This window comes from Streptomyces sp. SID8352, from assembly GCF_009862265.1.
Classification (GTDB): Bacteria; Actinomycetota; Actinomycetes; order Streptomycetales; family Streptomycetaceae; genus Streptomyces.
The window spans coordinates 1-21,157 of sequence record NZ_WWGX01000046.1 but is presented as its reverse complement, the minus strand read 5'-3'; the positions used below and the strand labels follow the sequence as shown (position 1 = coordinate 21,157).

The following is a 21,157-nucleotide window of genomic DNA, read 5'->3' as shown; positions in this document are numbered from 1 at the left end:
GCGCGCCCGTCGGTTCAGCGGCGGGCGGCCGTGCCGCCGTCCGCCGGGCGGAACGCGGCGGGGTGCTCGTGCTCCAGGAAGGTCTCCGCGCGGAGCACCGTCTCGGCGGGCATCACGGGGAAGACCCAGGTGCGGTACGACCAGAAGCGGAACAGGGTGCCCAGGCCGATGCCGAGGAACTTGAAGATGTTGCTCTGCAGCGGGCTGTCCCAGCCGAAGCCGTACGTCGCGGTGTAGAGCACACCGTTCTCGATCACCAGGCCGACCACGCTGAACAGCAGGAACAGCGACATCTCACGGGTGCGCCCGCTCTTGTCGCGGTCCCGGTAGGTGAAGTACCGGAAGCCCAGGTAGTTGAAGACGATCGCGACGACGGTGGCGATGATGCTGGCCCGCACCACCTGGAGATCGGTCGACTGCCGGACCAGGTTGAAGACCAGCAGGTTGACGCCGACGCCGACGCCGCCGACGGCGCCGAACTTCAGCACTTCGCGGACCAGCAGGTCGACGCGTCGCCGCATCGCGCCGGGCGCCTCCGGAGGGGCCGTGGGAGACCCGGTGGAACCTCGTCCCATGGTTGTTCAGGCCCCCGTCCTTCGGTGTTCGGCGTCAACCCGGTCATGCTAACCACCCGGGCCCGGGATCCTCCCGCGGACCGGGCGGACGGCACGCGCGAAGGACGGGGAACCGGCCGCCGAACCGGTCCGTCCAGGGTGGCCGATAAGCTGGGGGTGTGACGTTCCCGGTAGTCGGCATGGTCGGCGGGGGCCAGCTCGCGCGTATGACACACGAAGCGGGCATCCCGTTGGGCATCAGGTTCAAGCTTCTCAGTGACACTCCCCAGGACTCGGCGGCGCAGGTCGTGAACGAGGTCGTCGTCGGCGACCATCGCGATCTGGAGACGCTGCGCGCGTTCGCGCGGGGGTGCGATGTGATCACTTTCGATCACGAACACGTTCCCACGGAGCATCTCCGTGCCCTGGAGGCGGACGGCATCCCCGTGCGCCCCGGGCCGGACGCACTCGTGCACGCCCAGGACAAGGGCGTGATGCGGGCGCGGCTCGTCGGGATCGGCGTGCCCTGCCCGCGGCACCGGATCGTGAGCGATCCGGCCGACGTGGCGGCCTTCGCGGCGGAGGGCGACGGCTTCCCCGTGGTCCTCAAGACCGTGCGCGGCGGCTACGACGGCAAGGGCGTGTGGGTCGTGGACTCCGCGGAGGAGGCCGCCGAGCCGTTCCGCGCGGGGGTGCCGGTGCTGGCGGAGGAGAAGGTCGACTTCGTCCGCGAGCTGGCCGCCAACGTGGTCCGCTCCCCGCACGGCCAGGCGGTGGCCTATCCGGTGGTCGAGTCCCGCCAGGTCGGCGGCGTGTGCGACACGGTGATCGCGCCCGCCCCGGACCTCGACGAGGAGCTGGCGCTGCGGGCCGAGGAGATGGCCCTCCGCATCGCCAAGGAGCTGGGCGTCGTCGGCCACCTCGCCGTCGAGCTGTTCCAGACCCGCGACGGCCGCGTCCTCGTCAACGAACTGGCGATGCGCCCGCACAACTCCGGCCACTGGACGATGGACGGCGCGATCACCTCGCAGTTCGCCAACCACGTCCGCGCCGTCCTCGACCTCCCGCTCGGCGACCCGCGCCCGCGCGCCCCCTGGACGGTGATGGTCAACGTCCTCGGCGGCGACTACCCGGACATGTACTCCGCGTATCTGCACTGCATGGCCCGCGACCCCCGGCTGAAGATCCACATGTACGGCAAGGACGTGAAGCCGGGCCGCAAGGTGGGCCACGTCAACACCTACGGCGACGACCTGGACGACGTGCTGGAGCGCGCCCGTCACGCAGCCGGCTACCTGAGAGGCACCATCACCGAATGAGCCCCGTTGTTGGCATCGTCATGGGGTCGGACTCCGACTGGCCCGTCATGGAGGCCGCCGCCAAGGCCCTGGACGAGTTCGAGATCGGCTACGAGGTCGACGTCGTCTCCGCGCACCGCATGCCCCGCGAGATGATCGCGTACGGAGAGCAGGCCGCCGACCGGGGGCTGCGGGCGATCATCGCCGGTGCCGGGGGCGCCGCCCATCTGCCCGGGATGCTGGCATCCGTCACCACCCTGCCGGTCATCGGCGTGCCGGTGCCGCTGAAGTACCTCGACGGCATGGACAGCCTGCTGTCCATCGTCCAGATGCCGGCCGGTGTCCCGGTCGCCACGGTCTCCGTCGGCGGTGCCCGCAACGCGGGGCTGCTGGCCGTCCGGATGCTCGCCGCCCACGACGAGGAGCTGCGGGGCCGGATGCGCGACTTCCTCCAGGACCTCAACGACCAGGCCACCGAGAAGGGCAGGCGGCTGCGCGCCAGGACCGAGGGCGCCGCCCCGGGCTTCGGCTTCGGGAAGTGAGCACGGCGCGGGGCGGCGGGGCCCGCCCCGCGCGGCCGGGGACGGCACCCGGGGGCGCCCGGACATGACACCGGCCCCGGCCGCCCGCCCGGCGGCCGGGGCCTCCTTGTTTCCGGCGGGCCGCACGGGGCCGCCGGTCCGCCCGATCGGACACCTCCCGGGACCGGCCGGAACGCCGCCCCGGGCCACCAGACAGGAGAGACGCCCATGACCTCCCTCGCCACGGCCCGGGAACTGCTGCGGGAGTTCCCCGTCGTCGACGGCCACAACGATCTGCCCTGGGCGCTGCGCGAACAGGTGCGGTACGACCTCGGCGCCCGGGACATCGCGCGGGACCAGAGCGCCCTCCTGCACACCGACCTGCCCCGGCTGCGGGCCGGTCAGGTCGGCGCGCAGTACTGGTCCGTCTACGTCCCCTCGGACCGGCCCGGCGCGGTGACCGCGACGCTGGAGCAGATCGACTGCGTACGGCGCCTGCTGGACCGCCACCCCGGGGAGCTGCGGGCCGCGCTGACCGCCGCCGACATGGAGGCGGGCCGCGCCGAGGGGCGCATCGCCTCCCTCATGGGCGCCGAGGGCGGCCACTCCATCGACAACTCCCTCGCCACCCTGCGCGCCCTGTACGCGCTGGGAGTGCGCTACATGACCCTCACCCACAACGACAACGTGGCGTGGGCGGACTCCGCGACCGACGAGCCCGGCGTCGGCGGGCTGTCGGCCTTCGGCCGGGAGGTCGTGCGGGAGATGAACCGCGAGGGCATGCTGGTCGACCTCTCCCATGTCGCCGCCACCACCATGCGGGACGCGCTGGACACCTCCGTGGCGCCGGTGATCTTCTCGCACTCGTCCGCCCGCGCCGTCTGCGACCACCCGCGCAACATCCCCGACGACGTGCTGGAGCGGCTGCCCGCCAACGGCGGCATGGCGATGGTCACGTTCGTGCCGAAGTTCGTGCTCCAGGCGGCCGTGGACTGGACGGCCGCCGCCGACGAGAACCTGCGCGCCCACGGCCTCCACCCCCTCGACACCGGCGAGGAGGCGCTGCGGGTGCACCGCGCCTTCGAGGAGCGCGTCCCCCGCCCCGTCGCCACCGTCTCCACCGTCGCCGACCACCTCGACCACATGCGGGAGGCGGCGGGCGTCGACCACCTCGGCATCGGCGGTGACTACGACGGCACCGCCTTCACCCCGGAGGGCCTCGACGACGTCTCCGGCTACCCCCGCCTGATCGCGGAGCTGGTCGACCGGGGCTGGTCCCGGGCCGACCTGGCCAAGCTGACCTGGAAGAACGCGGTCCGGGTGCTGGGCGCGGCCGAGGACGTGGCCCGGCAGGTCCGCGCCACGCGCGGCCCCTCCCACGCCACCATCGACGTGCTCGACGGCTGACCGGGCGGCTCGCGGCGGGGAGGTGCGCAGGGTGCGCGGCCGGGCGGCGCACCGGGAGGCGGGGCGGTGCCGGGCGGCGTACCCCCGAACGGGCCGTCCGCCAGGAAGGGCGGCGCCCGGCGTGCGACGGTGGGCACACCCGTACGACGACCGTGGGGAGCCCGCATGGCAGACCTCCAGGACGACCTGCACCCCGGCGCCGAGGCGGGCGCCGCCCCGTTCGAGGAGCCGCCCGGGCCGTCGTCCGCGGAGGCCGTCCGCCCGCCGGAGCACCGCCCCGCCGCCCCCGGCCCCGGGGACGGCGAGCCGCTGGACCGGGCCCTCGCCGTGCTGGCCGCCCACCCCGTCGCCGACGGCCACGGCGGACTCCTGCGAGCCCTCGCCCGCCTGCCCTGGTACGACCTGGAGGAGGGCGAGTCCACCGTCGACACCGATGTGCCCAGGCTCCGCCGGGGCGGCGTCGGCGCGGTGTTCTGGGCTCTGCACGCGCCCGGCGAGCCCGGCGGCCGGGCCACCGGCGCCGTGCTGGAACAGCTCGACCTGCTGCGGGCGGTGGTCCGCGCCCACCCCGAGGGGCTGCGGGCGGTCCATGACGCCGGGGAGGCCGCCGACGCCCGCGGCCGGGGCCGGATCGGCGTGCTGCCCGGCCCGGCCGGGGCCGCCGCCATCGGCGACAGCCTCGGCATCCTGCGCTCCCTGCACGCCCTCGGGCTGCGCGTGCTCACCCTCACCGGGGTGAGCTGGGCGGGCGAGGCTGGGCTGACCCGGTTCGGCGAAGAGGTCGTCCGGGAGATGAACCGGCTCGGCGTCCTCGCCGACCTGTCCGGCGCCCCGGCCGCGACGGTGCGCCGCACCCTCGCCGTCTCCCGGACACCGGTCCTGTGCACCCGGTCCGCCGCCCGCGCGCTGCGCCCGCACCCCGCCAACCTCCCGGACGACCTGCTGGCCGCGCTCGGCGCCGCCGGGGGCCTGTGCATGGTTCCGCTGACCGCCGAGCAGACCGGGCCGACCGTCCGTGACGTCGCCGACCACCTGGACCACGTCCGCGCCGTCGCGGGCCCCGGCGCCGTCGGCCTGTCCGGCACGTACGACACCGGGGCCGCCCATCCGCTGGAGCTGGGCGACCCCTCCTGCTACCCGCGACTGGTGGCGGAACTGCTGCGACGCGGCTGGGAGGAGTCCGATGTGGCCCTTCTGACCTGGGGAAACGTCCAGCGGGTGCTGCGCGGGGCGACCTTCGCCGCCCGCGCGGCCCGGGACCGCCGCGAGCCGTCCACGGCGACCATCGAGGCGCTGGACGGGGCCGCGCCGGCGTAGCGGGGCCGGAGCGCGGCGGTTCCGGAGCACGGCGGTTCCGGGGCCGGCGGTCCCGGGGCCCGGCGGGGCCGCGCGCCCCGGAAGCCGGTGCGGCACCCCCCCCGGGTCCGGACGCCGGGCCCGGGGCGGTCCGGCGGTCCTGGACGCCCGTTCCGGCGCGCGGCGGGGCGCGTCCCGGACGGCGGGCCGGTCAGGCCCCGGCGACCCGGCAGAGGCAGAAGGGGTGCCCGGCGGGGTCCGCGTACACCATGAAGTCCTTGCGCTCCCGGTCGTCGAGGTCCAGCGGCCGGGCGCCCAGCGCGAGCACCCGCGCGTGCGCCGCGTCGACCTCCTCCCAGGTGGACCCGGCGTCGAAGTCGAGGTGGAACTGCTGGGCGTTGCGGTCGGAGCGCGGCCACTCCGGCGGGGTGAGTCCCGGCGCCCCCTGGAAGGCCAGCCGGGGCCCGCCCGGCACCTGGAGCACCACCCAGTCCGGGTCGCGCTCCTCCGGGGTGCCCCCGGCGACCCCCGCGTAGAAGCGGGCCAGCGCGCGGGGGTCGGGACAGTCGATGACGACGGAGCGGAAGAGGGCCGCGGGTGCCATGGGTAACTCCGGGAGAAGGGGGGCGGTGGACACGGGGCCGGGGGCCTGGGCCGTCCCGGCGGGGGAGGGGGCCGGGGTCAGCCGGCGCAGAGGCAGAAGGGGTGCCCGGCGGGGTCCGCGTAGACCCGGAAGGTGCGGGTCCGGTCCGCCGCGTCCAGCGTCCGCGCGCCCAGGTCCAGCACGGCCCGCTCGGCCGCGTCCAGGTCCGCGACGTCCAGGTCCAGATGGAGCTGCTGGGCGCCCTCGGTCCCCGGCCAGAGGGGCGGCACATGTCCGGCGGCGGCCTGGAAGGCCAGCGTCCTGCCGTCCGGCAGCCTCAGGTCCACCCAGTCCTCCTCCGCCACGATCGTGCCGCCGAGCAGCCCGGCGTAGAACCCGGCCAGGGCGACGGGGTCGGGGCAGTCCAGGACGACGGCACCCAGGGTGGCGATGGGCATGGCTCTCCTTCGACGGTTCCTGCGGTTCTCCCCGGTCGGTTACCTCTAGAAGGCGTCAACCGGTAACGGTGCCTGCATGCTGCCGCATGGGCGGTACCGTCGCAACCATGGTGGACAGAGCACCCGCGCCGGGCGGTCTGGAACTGGTCCGGGCGCTGGTGAACACGCTGGACCTCAGGGCGGGCACCGACTCGCTGGACACGCCGCCCGGCCGGGCGGACTTCGGGCTGACGGAGGACACGGCGGCGGCCCGGGAGCTGCGCGAGTCGCTGCGCGCGGCGCTGCTCGCCCACGCCGGCCACCCGCCGCACCGCCCGGTGACCCCGCTCGGGACGCTGCTGGCCGCCGCTCCGCTGGTGGTCGCCGTCGACCCGGCCGACGGCTCGGCCGCGCTGGTCCCGGCGGAGGCGGCGCCGGGTGCGGGGGCGAGGGGTGGTGCGGCGCCGGGTGCGGGGGCGCGGGCTGCGGGGGAGGGCCGGGACACGGTCCGGGGCACCCCGCCGGCGGACGCCCCCGCCGGGGAGGGCGCGCTGCTCGTCCGGGTGGCCGAGGCCGTCGCCGGGGCGCTGGTCGAGGGCACCTGGACCCGGCTCAAGGCGTGCGAGGCGGACGACTGCCACTGGGCGTACTACGACCGCAGCCCGGCCGGGCGGGGCCGCTGGTGCTCCATGCGGGGGTGCGGGTCCCGTGCCAAGATGCGCCGCTACCGGGCCAAGGAAGGGTAAAACGCGCGGGGGTGCCCCCGGCCACCCGGAGGCACATGGTGCACAATGCGGACAGACGCCGGTTCGGCCGACTGAGCCTCGGCCGAACCGGTGTTCCTCCATGCCCCGCCGCACCGGTGTTCCTCCATGCCCCCGCCGCACTCCGCCGGGACGCCGCCCGGAGGGTCCCGGAACCGCGGGGGAGACCCGGCGGGCCCGGCAGGGCCGCGAAGGCCCCCGGAACCCCCGGAGGGCCCGGAGGGCCGGGATCGTGGCGGGGCCCCGCCGTCAGGCGGTGGGGCGGCCCAGCGCCCGGTACGTCCACCCGGCCCGGCGCCACCGCTCCGGGTCCAGGGCCCCGCGCCCGTCGAGGATCACCCGGGCCGCGACCGCGTCGCCCAGCTCCCCGGGGTCCAGCTCGCGGAACTCCCGCCACTCCGTCAGGTGCAGGACCGCGTCCGCGCCCCGCACCGCCTTCAGCGCGCTGTCCGCGTAGTCGAGCGTGGGGAAGAGGCGCCGCGCGTTCTCCATGCCCTTGGGGTCGTACACCGTCACCTGGGCGCCCTGGAGGTGGATCTGCCCCGCGACGTTCAGCGCGGGGGAGTCCCGGACGTCGTCCGAGTCGGGCTTGAAGCTGGCGCCCAGCACCGCGACCCGCTTGCCGAGGAACGGCCCGCCGCCGAGCACCTGCCGGGTCAGCTCCACCATCCGGCCCCGCTGGCGCATGTTGACGGAGTCGATCTCGCGCAGGAAGGTCAGCGCCTGGTCGGCGCCCAGCTCGCCGGCGCGGGCCATGAAGGCGCGGATGTCCTTGGGCAGGCAGCCCCCGCCGAAGCCGATCCCGGCCCGCAGGAACTTCCGCCCGATCCGGTCGTCGTACCCGATCGCCTCCGCCAGCTTCGCGACATCGCCCCCGGCCGCCTCGCAGACCTCGGCCATGGCGTTGATGAAGGAGATCTTGGTGGCGAGGAAGGAGTTGGCGGCGGTCTTCACCAGCTCGGCGGTGGGGAAGTCGGTGACCACGAACGGCGCGCCCCGCGCGATCGGCGCCGCGTAGACCTCGCGCAGCAGTTTCTCCGCCCGCTCCCCGCGCACCCCGGCCACGATCCGGTCGGGGTGCAGGGTGTCCTCGACGGCGAACCCCTCGCGCAGGAACTCCGGGTTCCAGGCCAGCTCGGCGTCCTCGCCCGCCGGGGCGTGCGCGACGAGGTAGGCGGCCAGCCGCTCGGCGGAGCCCACCGGCACGGTCGACTTGCCGACGACCAGTGCGGGAGCGGTCAGATGCGGAGCGAGCGAGGCCAGCGCGGCCTCCACGTACGTCATGTCGCAGGCGTACTCGCCGTGCTTCTGCGGGGTGTTCACGCAGATGAAGTGCACGTCGCCGAAGGCCGCGGCCTCGGCGTAGTCCGTGGTGAACCCCAGCCGCCCGGTGGACCCCTCGAAACCGGCGACATGGCGGCGCAGCAGCTCCTCCAGCCCCGGCTCGTACATCGGGACCTCGCCGCGCCGCAGCATCTCGATCTTCTCCGGCACCACGTCCAGGCCCAGCACCTCGAACCCCAGTTCGGCCATGGCCGCCGCGTGCGTGGCCCCGAGGTAGCCGGTTCCGATCACGGTGATCCTGAGGGCCATGACTGCTCCAGACGTGTACGGCGGAGGTGCGCGCCCGAGCATATCCGGGGGCCCCGGGGCGCCTTCCGGTCGGCTGTCGTCAAGCTCACCTATCCACGGGAGTGGCGGACGGCATAAAATTCGGGTTACTTAACGGTAGTTAGCGTGATCGACATCGCAGCGTTTTGGAGCGTGAGAGACCTTGGCCGGATCGGCTGACTTCGACCTGTACCGCCCCTCCGAGGAGCACGACATGCTCCGGGACGTCGTCCGCTCCCTGGCGGAGGCGAAGATCGCGCCGCACGCCGCCGCGGTGGACGAGGAGGCCCGCTTCCCGCAGGAGGCCCTCGACGCCCTGGTCGCGGGCGACCTCCACGCCGTGCACGTCCCCGAGGAGTACGGGGGCGCGGGCGCCGACGCGCTGGCCACGGTCATCGTGATCGAGGAGGTGGCCCGCGTCTGCGCGTCCTCCTCCCTGATCCCCGCGGTGAACAAGCTCGGCTCCCTGCCGGTGCTCCTCGCCGGCTCCGAGGCGCTCAGGGCGAAGTACATGGCGCCGCTCGCCAAGGGCGACGCGATGTTCTCCTACTGCCTGTCCGAGCCGGACGCGGGCTCCGACGCGGCCGGCATGAAGACCCGGGCCGTGCGCGACGGCGACCACTACGTGCTCAACGGCGTCAAGCGCTGGATCACCAACGCGGGCGTCAGCGACTTCTACACGGTGATGGCCGTCACCGACCCGGAGAAGCGCTCCAAGGGCATCTCCGCCTTCGTCGTGGAGAAGTCGGACGAGGGCGTCTCCTTCGGGGCCCCCGAGAAGAAGCTCGGCATCAAGGGCTCGCCCACCCGCGAGGTCTACCTCGACAACGTCCGCATCCCCGCCGACCGCATCATCGGCGAGGAGGGCACCGGCTTCGCCACGGCGATGCGGACGCTGGACCACACCCGCATCACCATCGCCGCCCAGGCCCTCGGCATCGCCCAGGGAGCGCTCGACTACGCCAAGGGCTACGTCCGGGAGCGCAAGCAGTTCGGCAAGCCGATCGGCGACTTCCAGGGCGTCCAGTTCATGCTGGCCGACATGGCCATGAAGATCGAGGCCGCCCGCCAGCTCACCTACGCCGCCGCCGCCAAGTCCGAGCGCGGCGACAGCGACCTCACCTTCCAGGGCGCCGCCGCGAAGTGCTTCGCCTCCGACGTGGCGATGGAGGTCACCACCGACGCGGTCCAGCTCCTCGGCGGCTACGGCTACACCCGCGACTACCCGGTGGAACGCATGATGCGCGACGCCAAGATCACCCAGATCTACGAGGGCACCAACCAGGTCCAGCGCATCGTGATGGCGAGGAACCTTCCCTAGCGGGGTTTTCGCAGGCCAGAGGCCGCTTTGGGTGGCTCGCGGACTGTGATCGGCGTCCGGTCCGGTCAGGTCCCTTCGGGCCGCCCGTGGGCGTCCTGCTCGGGAAGTCCTGGGCTGACACCGGGCGGAGAATCGCCTCCCACCTGTACAGACACAGCGGCCCCCGGCGCTCTGCCGGGGCCGCTCATACGGCTTCGGTCCGGTGGCCTCCGCCTGTCCTTCGGCGGGGTCGTCGTCCGTGCCGGGCGTCAGCGTCGTCGCGGACGACCGCGCCCCCGGTGTGACCGGCCCTGCGTCCTCAGGACGCACATGGTCCGCCCTTCCGTTCCGCGCCTTGCTGTGAACCGCACGAACAGACCGAAGAACGCCCCTGCCACGAATGGCAGGGGCGTTCGTCTGTTGGTCGGGGGCGCGGACTCTCAGCCGTCCTCGGGCGGAATGGCGAAACCTCGCATCGGTCCTGCACCCGGTTGCCCCTCCGGGAACTTGGCGGCCACGGATGCGAGCGCGTCAGCGGTCACGTCCCGGCGCGCGGCCGGGTCGGCCGTGTCGTACACACGCCAGGGCCCCGCCGTGTTCTCCGGGTCCTCCGGTGCAACCACACCAGGGATACCCAACTGCCTCAGCACGGCGTCAACTCGCCGGGCCTGTTCAGCGTTCACGCTTCCGCCTTCCGTCTGCTCACGACCGGGCCCGGCTGCCGCCGCCCGAGCAGTGCGAAGCGCACTTGCCCGGATTGATCGGGCCGCAACCGCCGGGCTTGGGTGTGTGGGAGCAGTTCGCCGCCACCGACACCAGGGTTGTGGCCGGGCCCGTCCACAGTTCGCTGTCCACGGTGTGCCCGGCCTGCTCGATGATGGCCACCGTGCGTGTGAGTGCGTGTTCGTCGTGACGCTCCTCGTCGGGACGTTCAGGCCAGTGATGCACGAACCGCCCCAGACGCGCGCACAGCTTCTCGTACAGGTTCGTATGCAGAATCAGCGCGTGCCAGCCTTCATCCACCACGTTGGACGGCGTGATCCTGCCGGCCGGAGACTGCGCGGCGGCGTCCACGAACTTGAGCGCTTCCACTACGATCCGCTCCGCCGTGGCCTCCTCCATGCCGGGATTGTTGTCGATGACGGTTGCGACGACACCTCCGAACGCGGCAGGGGTGAGTAATACGCGTACATCGCGCATGTATGTTCCTCCCTGTTGTGGCACTTCACAGCCCTCCAAGGTTTTCGCTGCCGGGGTGGTGTCTGTACTCGGCGCGGACCACCATCGCGAACGACGTACGGATACGTTCGGCATCGACGCTCCTCCCTGATCGGCCGATCGCGCCCTTCAGCAGCCGACGCGGCCAGCTTCGGGCGGGAAATGCACGGAGGCCACCCCCGGTTGTGGGAGGCCGGGTCCGATCGGTTCGCTGTCCACGTCCCCATGGTCGGTGGGCGGGGGGATGGCGGTCTAGCCCGTTTCCTGTTCCCGCAAGAACTCGTCCCGGATTTCCTCGACCATGGATCGCATGGGGTCACCGGAAAGGGCCGCACGCTCGAATCCGCTGAACTTCTCGATGTACAGGGCCACATCGCGTGGATCGGTCACCGCGAGTTCCGCGTGCACCGTTTCCACCGTGACCATGCGGTCGTCCTTGATGGAGAAGGAGTGGCTGGCGAAATCCTCCTGCGGCACGGCCAGCGGCACGACCCGGAGGTCGACGCCCGGCAGCCGGGAGACCGTGACCAACCGGTCCAGTTGGGCGGCCATCATGAGATCCGGCACGATGCGCCAGCGCAGCACCTGTTCCGTCACGACGAACCGCAGGTGCCGCCCGGACTCGCAGAGGATGCGCTGCCGTGCCAGTCTCGCCCCGACGGCCCGGGCGAGTTGCTCCTCACCGAGCCGCTTCCTGCCGAGCACCGCCTGAACGTATTCCGGTGTCTGCAGCAGTCCCGGTACGAGCGCGGGCTGGAACAGGCGCAGCACCTTGGTGCGGGCTTCCGCCGCCTGGATCTGCTGCTGCTTCCGGTGGTACCCGAGGCGCCGGTACAGGCGCCAGGCCGTCGCTTCGGTGGCCGCGGCCCTGGCGGCCGACATGTACTCGGCCTTGACGCTCTCGGACACCTCCAGCGAGCCCAGGATGTGCTCCACGTCCACGACGCTGGGTACGACCCCGCCGTTTTCGATCTTGGACAGCTTGGAGGCGGACATGGCCGCGCCGCGGGCGACGGCTTTGGCCTCCTTCCCGGATGCCAGCCGCAGCGCCCGCAGCGCGGACCCGAGCTCGGATCTGTTCACTCCCCGTGCTTCGCCCACCAGTCGGCGAAGGGAACGGCGTGCGCGAGCGCCGTGTCGCGGTACTTCCGGAATTCCATGGCTCGCTTCCCGTCCCGGATGTCGCTCCCGAGATATTTTCCGCCGCTGTAGGACATCACTCCGGCTGTGTGATCGTCGAACAGCCAGAAATCTGGCGCAGAGGGAATCGGGTTCGGCTGGTCGGTGACATCGAGGATGAAGAATTCCTCGCCGACCGTCATGTTTCGGCGGTATCCCCAGGAGAGCTCGAAACGGAGATAGCCCGAAAGGGGGCGGGCCAGGAGGTGAACCCGGTACACGCGCTTCCCCGCACCGGTGGCGTTCCTCACCGTCGTCAGCCACGCGGCGTTCCGGAACGACTCCGGCTGCTCCCCGCCGTCCAGGAACGCCCGGTAGGCGTCGACACCCCCGGACCGGCTGTAGTCGTCCAGGGTTTCGAGACGGAATGCCTCCCGGTCGAACGCCGTGAACAGTTCGCCGAGGGTGAGATCAGAGGAGATTGCCACGGACGGCCCTCCGGAGCAGTTCGACGGGGACCTCGACCAGGGCCTCGTGGGGCGGGATCCCGCTGGGGCGGTCGGTGAGGAGACTGCCCTGCACGACGAAGGTCCCGCGATCCGTGGTGTAGAGCGTCGGACACTCGCCGTCCTCGCACGCACCCACCAGCCGTGTCAGCTTCACCATGGAACCGCCCTCCTGCCGGATACCGACCCACAGATCGTCCCGGCCGCACGGGACCTCTCGCAAGGACTTCGGGTTTCCGCTTCTGGAAAGCCGGTCCCCTCGTGGCGGGCGGTCCGCACCGGCCCCCCGGCCGCACGTCCGGTGGTGGCCGCACGCACGCGCACCGGCCCCTCCGCGGGGGAGTCGGAGCGGCCCCCGGGGGGGCGTGGGCCGGCAGTCAGTCCTCGTAGCCCTCGGCGGCGCGGCGGCGGCGCAGGTCGGTGATGGCGCGGCGGCGGGCCAGCCGGTGGGTGCGGCGGATCTGGGCCTCCTGGTGGCGGCGGCGGTCCCGCTCGGTCTCCGGGAGCACCGGCGGGACGGAGCGCGGCCTGCCGTCCGCGTCGACCGCCGCGAACACCAGGTACGCCGAGCCGACCTGCGTGGCCGGCGTGGACTCGTTCCAGCGCTCGGCGAGCACCCGGACGCCGACCTCCATCGACGTCCGGCCGGTCCAGTTGACCTGGGCCTTCACATGGACCAGATCACCGACCCGGACCGGTTCGAGGAACGCCATCTCGTCCATGGACGCGGTGACGGCGGGGCCGCCGGAGTGCCGTCCGGCGACGGCACCGGCCGCGTCGTCGACGAGTTTCATGATCACACCGCCGTGCACCGTGCCGAGGAGGTTGGTGTCGTTGTGGGTCATGATGTGGCTGAGGGTGGTGCGGGACGCCGAGGTCGGTTTGCCCGGGATCTCCGGAGCCGCCTGCCGCGCGGCCGAGGCCGGGTCTGCCTGGTCTGTCATGGCCTCCACCTTATGCCGGGCCGCCCGGCGGGCCCGTTGTGTGTCAGCTTGGCAACAGCGCCGCCCCTATTTCCCGACGCCCCTGTCAGCGGCACCGCCCGCACCGGCACACTGGGGCGTATGAGCGATTGGCCCCAGGGTCGCCCCGGCGACCAGCGCGGCGACCGGTACGGACGCGGCAGCGCGAGCGCACGGCCCGAGAGCGCCCGCGTGATGCGGCAGGTCCGCCACGACGGCGCCGGGCGGCCCCCCGGCCGGACGGCGCCGCCGTACCCCGGCGGGGTGCCCCAGCAGCCGTCGTACGTCGACGGCGGGGGCGACGGGGGACAGGGCGGCTACGACAGCGGCTACAACACCGGCCAGGTCTACGGCTCCCCCGGCGGGGGCGGCCCCGGCCGGGGCGCCGGGCGCGCGGGCCGGCCCGCCCCGGACTGGCGGCGCCGGATCAAGTGGACGGCGATCACCGTGGTGACCGTGCTGGTCGTCACCACCGTCGGCACCTACTTCTGGGCCGACTCCAAGCTCAACCGCGAGGTCGACCTCTCCAAGGTCATCGACCGGCCCGAGGCGGGCAAGGGCACCAACTACCTGATCGTCGGCTCCGACAGCCGCGCGGGGATGACCAAGGAGCAGATGAAGGACCTGCACACCGGCAACGCCGAGGGCAAGCGCACCGACTCCATGATGATCCTGCACACCGGGGACAACGGGTCGACGCTGGTCTCGCTGCCCCGCGACTCCGACGTGGAGATCCCGAGCTTCGTCGGCTCCGAGTCCGGCAAGAAGTACCAGGGCACCGGCCGCCGGGTGAAGCTCAACGCCGCCTACGCCGAGGACGGCCCGGAACTGCTGGTGCGCACCGTCGAGTTCAACACCGGGCTGCGCATCGACCACTACGTGGAGATCGGCTTCGCCGGGTTCGCCAACATCGTGGACGCGGTCGGCGGCGTCGAGATGGACATCCCGCGGGACATCAAGGACAAGAAGTCCGGTGCCGACCTCAAGAAGGGCCGCCAGACCCTGAACGGCCAGGAGGCGCTGGCCTTCGTCCGCACCCGGTACGCGCTGCCCGGCTCCGATCTGGACCGCACCAAGAACCAGCAGAAGTTCCTGTCGGCCCTGGCGAGCCAGGTCGCGACCCCGTCGACGGTGCTCAACCCCTTCCGGCTCTACCCGACCATGGGCGCCGGACTGGACACCCTCATCGTCGACAAGGACATGGGACTGTTCGACCTGGCCGGGATGTTCTGGGCGATGAAGGGCGTCAGCGGCGGCGACGGCACCTCGCTCAACATGCCGATCTCCGGCAGCGTCGGCGGCAACCTCGCCTGGGACCGGGCGAAGGTGAAGAAGCTGGTGGACGAATTGCGCAACGACGAGAAGGTCACCGTCACCGGCAACTGACCCCGGGGTCGGGCGCCCGTACGGGCGGCGGGAGCGCGCCCGGCCCGGCGCCCGTCCCGGCCCGCCGCTCGTCCCCGCCCGTCGCCGGTTCCCGCCCGTCCTCGCCCGCCGTCCCCGCCCGCCGCCGGGCCCGCGCGGGCTCCGCCCCGCCCCGCGCCCGGCCCCGGAGCGGGCCCGTGCGGACGGCGGCGCCCCGGCCCGCGCTCACCCCTTGCCGCACACCACCTCGTCGCCCCGCACCACCGTCCCCGACTCCTGCGGCGGATCGGCCGGTGCCACCTTCACGACCTCCTCGAAGTCGCCGCCCACCAGCACCCTGAGCGTCGCCCCCTGCCCCTTCACCGCCCGCAACTCGCTGCCGGGCAGGGCCGCGTGCAGCGAGGCGGCCGAGCGGTCCCAGCGCGGGTCGTAGGAGATCACGGTCCGCCCGGCCGTGCGGTCCGCGGCGTTGGACGGGGCCCGGGTGGTCCCGAACCCCGTCGCGTGCAGCGCGTCGTCCACCCGCCTGCCGAGCCCGTCGGTCTCCGTGCCGTTCTCCACCTGGACCCGGATCCGCCGCGGGTCCACCGGCACCCGCACCGGCGCCGGACCGGCGGGCCGGGAGCGGTGCGCGGCCAGCGGCCGGTCCTCGCGCAGCGCGTCGAAGAGGCGCCGCGACCTCTCCGGGTCCCACTTCAGGGTGGAGCCGATGCCCTTGACGGCGTGGCCCATCGTGCCGATCGGCACGGTGGTGAACTCCGAGGAGGACGGCGAGAAGCCCCGCATCGCCCGCCCCAGGGCCAGCAGGTCGTCGGTGCCGAAGCCCCGGTCGGCGCGGACCGAGCCCAGCACCGCCCGGGTCACGTCCCGGAACCGCAGCGGGTTCAGCAGGATGCCGGAGGAGGACGCCCGGTCCACCAGCGCCGCCAGGAAGCGCTGCTGGCGGGCCATCCGGCTCAGGTCCGACGCCCCGTCCAGGTGGCGGGAGCGGACGTACTGGAGCGCCTGCCCACCGGTCAGCAGATGGCTGCCGGCGGGCAGGTCCAGGCCGGTGTAGCTGTCCTTGAGGCGCTGGGCGGTGCAGATCCGCACCCCGCCGAGCACGTCCACGGTCCGCATGAAGCTGGTGAAGTCGACCTCCAGATAGTGGTCGATCTTCACCCCGGTCATCTTCTCGACGGTCCGCACGGTCAGCTGCGGGCCGCCCTCCGCGTAGGCCGCGTTGAGCTTCAGCGGATGCCCCCGGTGGCGCTCGCCGGTGGTGGCGTCGACGTGCTCCGGGGTCTCGGCGTAGGAGTCCCGGGGCAGGCTGACCACGCTGGCCCGGTCCCGGTCCTCCGAGAGGTGCACGATCATGATGGTGTCGGTGCAGTGGCAGGCGGCGCCGCCCAGGCGGTAGGCGCGCCGCTCCTTCTCGCCGATGCCGTCCCGGCCGTCGGTGCCGACCATCAGCACGTTCGTCCCGGCGCCCGCGCGCGGCCGGTTCTTCATGTCCCGGAAGGCGTCCACCCGGGCGATGTCCGCGTCCAGCCCGGTGAGCACCGCGTGCCCGATCCCGGCCGAGGCGAGCACCACCGCCGACAGCGCGGTCACCGCCCGCATGGCCCAGCGCGGCCTCCTCGCGCGCCGTGCGGCCGGACGCCGCGCCGGCGGACGCGGGCCCCGGCCCCCCGGCGGGGGGCCGCCCCGGGCGGGGGCGGCCGGGACCCTGGGGGGGCGGGGCGGCGTGGGCACGGTGGGACCTCCGCAGGGGACGGGCCCTGGGGGCGGGCCCGGACGAGCCGGACGTGGGATCGTGAGCACCGTAGGCCCATACGATCTCCTGACCGGCCCACAGGCCCCCGCGGCGCGGCCCGTGTCCCCCGTTCGCGGTAACGTGAGCACCGATGAACGCCAAGTCCGACGTGCGGCCGCCCGCCGTTTCCGTGATCATGCCCGTCCTCAACGAGGAGCGGCACCTGCGCGGTGCCGTCCGCGCCATCCTCGCCCAGGAGTACGCGGGCGAGATGGAGGTCGTGATCGCCCTCGGTCCGTCCGCGGACCGCACCGACGAGATCGCCGCCGAACTGGTCCGCGAGGACCCCCGGGTGCACACGGTGCCCAACCCCACCGGCCGGACGCCCGCCGCGCTGAACGCGGCGATCGGCGCCTCCCGGCACCCCGTCGTCGTCCGCGTCGACGGCCACGGCATCCTGTCGCCGGGCTACATCGCCACGGCCGTACGGCTGCTGGAGGAGACCGGCGCGCAGAACGTCGGCGGCATCATGCACGCCGAGGGCGAGAACGCCTGGGAGGACGCCGTCGCCGCCGCGATGACGTCGCGGATCGGCGTGGGCAACGCCGCCTTCCACACCGGCGGCGAGGCGGGCCCGGCCGACACCGTCTACCTGGGCGTCTTCCGCCGCGAGGCGCTGGAGCGGCAGGGCGGCTACAACGAGGAGTTCATCCGGGCCCAGGACTGGGAGCTGAACTTCCGCATCCGCGAGGCCGGCGGGCTGATCTGGTTCTCGCCCGAGCTGCGGGTCTCCTACCGGCCCCGCCCCTCGGTGCGGGCGCTGGCCAAGCAGTACAAGGACTACGGCCGTTGGCGGCACGTCGTCGCCCGCTACCACGCCGGCTCCATCAACCCCCGCTATCTCGCGCCGCCGGTCGCGGTGTGCGCGATCGCGGCCGGGCTCGTGGCGGGCGCCGTGCTCACCCCGTGGGGCTTCGTGGTGCCCGGCGGCTACCTGGCCGCGATCGTCGCCGGGTCCCTGCCGGCCGGCCGGGGGCTGGGCGCCGGGGCGCGGGCGCGGATTCCGCTGGCGCTGGCCACCATGCACATGTCGTGGGGCTACGGCTTCCTGACCAGCCCCCGGTCGCTGGCGCGGCGGGTCATCGCCTCGCGGCGCCCGGCCGTGCGGCCGGACGCCGGTGCCGCCGACGCGGCCGGTGCCCGCTGACGCTCAGGACCAGCTGAACGACGGGTCGACCCGCATGCAGGCCGACTCGTCCGCCCCGTTGAGGGCGTTGGCCGACTCCGGGGTCGTGTCCTCCTCCTCGGGCGCCCGGTAGTCGTCCCCCTCGCGCCAGTCGGCGCCGATGACCAGGGTGACGCCCGTGACGTCGGTCGACCGCTCGACCGAACCCGCCGGTATGCCCAGGGAGTCGGCTATCCGCCGGGCGTCGCCCTCCAGATCGGCGCTCGGATAGCGGACGACGGTGCGCTCCTCGGTGGGCAGCACCGAGGGGTCGGCCACGGCCTGGGTGAAGCCCCGCCGCACCAGTGCCCCGGCGATCGCCCCGGCCCGGCCGGGCGCCAGACCGAGCGTGTCCGTGCGGGTGCCGTTGCGCACCTGGACCGCGATGGAGCCGTCGGCCGCCGCCGGATCGGTGGGAGCGGGCGGTGCCTTCACCGGCCGCTTCTCCTCCTTCTCCTCCTTCTCCGCGTCCTTGCCGTCCAGGGCGATGTCCTCGCGCACCATGCGGAACAACGTCTCGGCGTCCCGGGTGGGTTCGACGCGGGCGCCCACCAGGCGGTTGGGCATCGTCGTCATGGTGATGCGCTCCGGCCGCACCCGCCGCAGCTCGTCGCTGAGGTCGTACAGCTTCTTGACGGTGTCCAGGCCCGGGTCGACGGTGAGGGCCTCGGTGGCCCGCTCCGCGAGCCTGCGCAGCCGGTTGGGGCTGGAGAGGGTGGCGTTCTCGCGCAGCACCCGCACCATCGAGTTCAGGTACATGTGCTGGGCCTTGGCGCGGGCCAGGTCGCTGCCGTCCTCGAACCCGTAGCGGGTGCGCAGCCATTGGAGGGCCTGCTCGCCCTTGACCGGGTGCGTGCCCTTGGCGAGCTTCAGCCCGGAGCCGTGGCCCTGGCCGTCGCGGGAGTGGATGTTGGCGTCCACGCAGACCGGCACGCCGCCGACCGCGTCCGCCATGGAGACCACGCCCGCGAAGTCGACCATGACGAAGTGGTCGATGTGGATGCCGGTCAGCTCCTGCCAGGTGGCCACCGTGCAGCCGGGACCGCCGTGGCCGAGGCTCTGGTTGGTCATCACCCTGCCCTCGCCCGCCGGGTACACCGTCCCGTCCTCCGGGTCGGTGCACTTGGGGATCCGCACCAGGGTGTCGCGGGGCATGCTGATGACCGACATGTTGCTGCGGTCGGCGGAGAGGTGGACCAGCATCTGCACGTCCGCGAGCGGGGTGGCGCCGAACGTCTCGCGGGCGCCGCCGAGTTTCTGGTTCGCCGCGCTGTCCCGGGCGTCGGAGCCGATGACGAGGATGTTCAGCGGGGTCTGTCCGGCGGCGTTGGGCGTCGGTCTGGCTACCTTGGTGTCCCCCAGGTTGAGGGTGTCCTTCTTGATGTTGCCGTTGAGGTGCTCGTAGTAGAGGTACCCGGCCGCGGCCGCGCACACCATCAGCAGCGCCAGGGTCATCGACGCCCAGCGCAGCAGCCGGCGTCCGCGCCGGGGCCGGCCGGCCCGCACGGGGGGCTCACCGCCGCCGGGACCGGCGCCGTCACCGCCGTCCCCGCCGGTCGCGGTGGCGGTGGCAGCGGCGCGGGTGCCGGTGCCGGTGTCGCCCTCGTCCGCCGCGGGGGCGTCCCCGGCCGTGCCGCCGTCGCGCATGGCCCCGGCCGCGCCGCCGCCGTCCGTGGTCCCGTCCGTGCCGCCGTCGCCGGTGGCCGGGCCGCCCTCCGGGCCGTCCTCGCCGGTGGTGCCGCCGCCTTCGCCGCCTTCGCCGCCGTCGGTCCGGGCGGCGGCACCCCCGGCACCCCCGGCCGTCCCGGCACCCCCGGCCGTCCCGGCACCCCCGGCCGTCCCGGCCGCGCCCGCGCCGGTACCGCCGGCGTCCGTGTCCCCGGCGGCGTCCCCGTCCTCCCGGTCGGCCGGTGACTTCCGGCGCCGGTCCTCCCCCTGCACACTGCTCCGCGTCATCTACGCATCCCCTCCCCACCCCCCGCGCGCCGCGGCGCGGCACGGGCCCGTCCCTCGTCCTGTGAGACGTACGACGGGCCCGTCAGGTCAACTGGCGCACTTCACCTGGTCGGCCGTGGACTTCTCCACGTCCGGCGTCTCCACCGACGTGGCGTTGAGCTTGATCCCCGCGCCCTTGAAGTCCTTGCCGAGGGTGAGCGTCATGGTGGGCATCCCCTGGGCGTTGGCGGTGCTCTCGCCGGGTTTCATGGCGGCCCCGGACAGGCCGAGTATCTCCGCCAGCGCACGGGCCTGGTCGGCCTGGTCCGGACCGTACTCGAGGGTGGTCCTCGCGACCGGCGCGGGAGCGTCGCCCCCGTTCTCGGACTTCACGACGCCGGCCTCGTTCTGGAAGTACAGCAACTGCTTCTGCGCGCTCCCGTTGGCGGCGCCGCCGTTGAGGACGCGGACGCGGATCTCGCCGGGCTCCGACCGGGTGCCGTCCAGCCGGGCGGCGACCGCGGCGGCCTCCTTCTTCTTCCGCTGCTGCACCTCGGTGAACGAGATGTCGTCCCGCACCATGCCGAAGACCTGCTGCGCGGACCCGTCCTTGAGGACGACCGTGGCCTTGACCGTCTCGGCGGGGTTGTCGACCACCGGCACCGTGGCGAAGGTGATGTTCTTCGGCGGCACCTTCTTCAGCTCCAGGGCTATGTCCTTGAGCGTGCCGACACTGCCGATGGCCTTGTCCACGGTCAGCGCCTCGGTCGCCGCCTCCGCGATCCGCACCAGCTTGGTGGGGCTGGTGAGGGTGTCCCCGGAGGACATCTTCCGCATCAGCGATCCCAGGAACTGCTGCTGCACCTTGATGCGGTCCAGGTCGCCCTCGTTGCCGAAGGCGTGCCGGGTGCGGACGAAGGCCAGGGCCTGCTCGCCCTCGACCCGGGACTCGCCCGCGGGCAGCTTCAGCCCGGACTTCTTGTCGTCGACGGGCTTCTCCACACAGACGTCGACACCCTCGACGGCCGTGGTCAGCGTCTTGACGGCGTTGAAGTCGGCCATCATGAAGTGGTGCGGCTGGATGCCGGTCACCTCCTTCAGCGTCCGCATGGTGCAGCCCGCGTCCCGGCCGCCGGTGCCGAGGCTGGTGTTGAAGCGGACGCCCGTGGAACCGGGGACGACCGCGGTGGTGCCGTCGTCCTGGGTGGTGGGGCAGTCCGGGACGTTGACGATGAGGTCGCGGGGGATGCTCAGCGCGGTCGCGTTGGAGCGGTCCTTGGCGACGTGCAGCAGGATCGTGGTGTCCGCGTGCCCGACGCTG

21 protein-coding genes are annotated in these 21,157 nt (G+C 73.4%); 8 read left to right on the top strand and 13 right to left on the bottom strand.

Features of this window, described 5'->3' with window-relative positions; all coding sequences use genetic code 11:
- Positions 1-14 precede the first annotated feature (14 nt).
- Positions 15-575, bottom strand: coding sequence for a GtrA family protein (locus GTY84_RS17315; protein ID WP_202551287.1), 561 nt, complete (start codon positions 573-575; stop codon positions 15-17).
- Positions 576-733: 158 nt separating this feature from the next.
- Between GTY84_RS17315 and GTY84_RS17310 the strand changes: the two genes are divergently transcribed.
- From GTY84_RS17310 to GTY84_RS17295, 4 genes are all read left to right on the top strand, one after another.
- Complete coding sequence (locus GTY84_RS17310; RefSeq protein WP_161227183.1) at positions 734-1,873, top strand: 5-(carboxyamino)imidazole ribonucleotide synthase; 1,140 nt, start codon at positions 734-736, stop codon at positions 1,871-1,873.
- Positions 1,870-2,394 (top strand): 5-(carboxyamino)imidazole ribonucleotide mutase, encoded by a 525-nt coding sequence (purE, locus tag GTY84_RS17305; protein WP_237532335.1) that lies wholly within the window; start codon positions 1,870-1,872, stop codon positions 2,392-2,394. Before GTY84_RS17310 ends, purE begins: the two co-directional genes overlap by 4 nt.
- Positions 2,395-2,601: 207 nt before the next feature.
- Positions 2,602-3,780 carry a dipeptidase gene (locus tag GTY84_RS17300; protein ID WP_161227182.1) on the top strand — a complete coding sequence of 393 codons (1,179 nt, stop codon included), beginning with the start codon at positions 2,602-2,604 and terminating at the stop codon, positions 3,778-3,780.
- Positions 3,781-3,945: 165 nt separating this feature from the next.
- A complete protein-coding gene (locus tag GTY84_RS17295) occupies positions 3,946-5,097 on the top strand; it encodes a dipeptidase (protein WP_161227181.1) in 1,152 nt (383 codons plus the stop codon).
- 190 nt (positions 5,098-5,287) lie between these two features.
- Here GTY84_RS17295 and GTY84_RS17290 read toward each other — a convergent pair whose 3' ends face one another.
- Positions 5,288-5,680: a VOC family protein gene (locus GTY84_RS17290; RefSeq protein ID WP_161227180.1), complete on the bottom strand. Its 393-nt coding sequence runs from the start codon at positions 5,678-5,680 to the stop codon at positions 5,288-5,290.
- A gap of 77 nt (positions 5,681-5,757) precedes the next feature.
- On the bottom strand, positions 5,758-6,117 hold the full coding sequence (locus GTY84_RS17285; protein ID WP_161227179.1) for a VOC family protein: 360 nt from the start codon (positions 6,115-6,117) through the stop codon (positions 5,758-5,760).
- Between the two features lie 107 nt (positions 6,118-6,224).
- Here GTY84_RS17285 and GTY84_RS17280 point away from each other — a divergent pair, with 107 nt between their 5' ends.
- On the top strand, positions 6,225-6,842 hold the full coding sequence (locus GTY84_RS17280) for a CGNR zinc finger domain-containing protein (protein WP_161227178.1): 618 nt from the start codon (positions 6,225-6,227) through the stop codon (positions 6,840-6,842).
- Positions 6,843-7,109: 267 nt separating this feature from the next.
- Here GTY84_RS17280 and GTY84_RS17275 read toward each other — a convergent pair whose 3' ends face one another.
- Positions 7,110-8,453, bottom strand: a complete 1,344-nt coding sequence (locus tag GTY84_RS17275) for a UDP-glucose/GDP-mannose dehydrogenase family protein (RefSeq protein ID WP_161227177.1) — start codon at positions 8,451-8,453, stop codon at positions 7,110-7,112.
- Between the two features lie 181 nt (positions 8,454-8,634).
- Here GTY84_RS17275 and GTY84_RS17270 point away from each other — a divergent pair, with 181 nt between their 5' ends.
- On the top strand, positions 8,635-9,792 hold the full coding sequence (locus tag GTY84_RS17270; protein ID WP_161227176.1) for an acyl-CoA dehydrogenase: 1,158 nt from the start codon (positions 8,635-8,637) through the stop codon (positions 9,790-9,792).
- Positions 9,793-10,211: 419 nt separating this feature from the next.
- On the opposite strand, the gene GTY84_RS17265 is transcribed toward GTY84_RS17270, so the two are convergent.
- From GTY84_RS17265 to GTY84_RS17240, 6 genes are all read right to left on the bottom strand, one after another.
- Positions 10,212-10,454, bottom strand: a complete 243-nt coding sequence (locus GTY84_RS17265; RefSeq protein WP_161227175.1) for a hypothetical protein — start codon at positions 10,452-10,454, stop codon at positions 10,212-10,214.
- A 19-nt stretch (positions 10,455-10,473) separates the two neighbouring features.
- Positions 10,474-10,971, bottom strand: coding sequence for a hypothetical protein (locus tag GTY84_RS17260; RefSeq protein WP_161227174.1), 498 nt, complete (start codon positions 10,969-10,971; stop codon positions 10,474-10,476).
- 270 nt (positions 10,972-11,241) lie between these two features.
- Positions 11,242-12,072: a helix-turn-helix transcriptional regulator gene (locus GTY84_RS17255; RefSeq protein WP_161227173.1), complete on the bottom strand. Its 831-nt coding sequence runs from the start codon at positions 12,070-12,072 to the stop codon at positions 11,242-11,244.
- Positions 12,069-12,596 carry a DUF6879 family protein gene (locus GTY84_RS17250; protein WP_161227172.1) on the bottom strand — a complete coding sequence of 176 codons (528 nt, stop codon included), beginning with the start codon at positions 12,594-12,596 and terminating at the stop codon, positions 12,069-12,071. The genes GTY84_RS17255 and GTY84_RS17250 overlap by 4 nt, the downstream gene beginning before the upstream one ends.
- Positions 12,580-12,771: a hypothetical protein gene (locus GTY84_RS17245; protein ID WP_161227193.1), complete on the bottom strand. Its 192-nt coding sequence runs from the start codon at positions 12,769-12,771 to the stop codon at positions 12,580-12,582. The genes GTY84_RS17250 and GTY84_RS17245 overlap by 17 nt, the downstream gene beginning before the upstream one ends.
- Positions 12,772-12,991: 220 nt before the next feature.
- On the bottom strand, positions 12,992-13,558 hold the full coding sequence (locus GTY84_RS17240; protein WP_161227171.1) for an acyl-CoA thioesterase: 567 nt from the start codon (positions 13,556-13,558) through the stop codon (positions 12,992-12,994).
- Between the two features lie 120 nt (positions 13,559-13,678).
- Here GTY84_RS17240 and GTY84_RS17235 point away from each other — a divergent pair, with 120 nt between their 5' ends.
- A complete protein-coding gene (locus GTY84_RS17235; RefSeq protein WP_202551285.1) occupies positions 13,679-14,962 on the top strand; it encodes an LCP family protein in 1,284 nt (427 codons plus the stop codon).
- 204 nt (positions 14,963-15,166) lie between these two features.
- Here GTY84_RS17235 and GTY84_RS17230 read toward each other — a convergent pair whose 3' ends face one another.
- Complete coding sequence (locus GTY84_RS17230; RefSeq protein WP_161227170.1) at positions 15,167-16,543, bottom strand: LCP family protein; 1,377 nt, start codon at positions 16,541-16,543, stop codon at positions 15,167-15,169.
- A gap of 284 nt (positions 16,544-16,827) precedes the next feature.
- On the opposite strand from GTY84_RS17230, the gene GTY84_RS17225 reads away from it, so the two are divergent.
- Positions 16,828-17,883, top strand: coding sequence for a glycosyltransferase family 2 protein (locus GTY84_RS17225; protein WP_161227169.1), 1,056 nt, complete (start codon positions 16,828-16,830; stop codon positions 17,881-17,883).
- Positions 17,884-17,886: 3 nt separating this feature from the next.
- On the opposite strand, the gene GTY84_RS17220 is transcribed toward GTY84_RS17225, so the two are convergent.
- Entirely contained in the window at positions 17,887-19,857 is a 1,971-nt protein-coding gene (locus GTY84_RS17220) for an LCP family protein (RefSeq protein ID WP_237532334.1), read from the bottom strand.
- An 87-nt stretch (positions 19,858-19,944) separates the two neighbouring features.
- A partial coding sequence (locus GTY84_RS17215; protein ID WP_161227168.1) for an LCP family protein occupies positions 19,945-21,157 on the bottom strand: 1,213 nt, incomplete at its 5' end.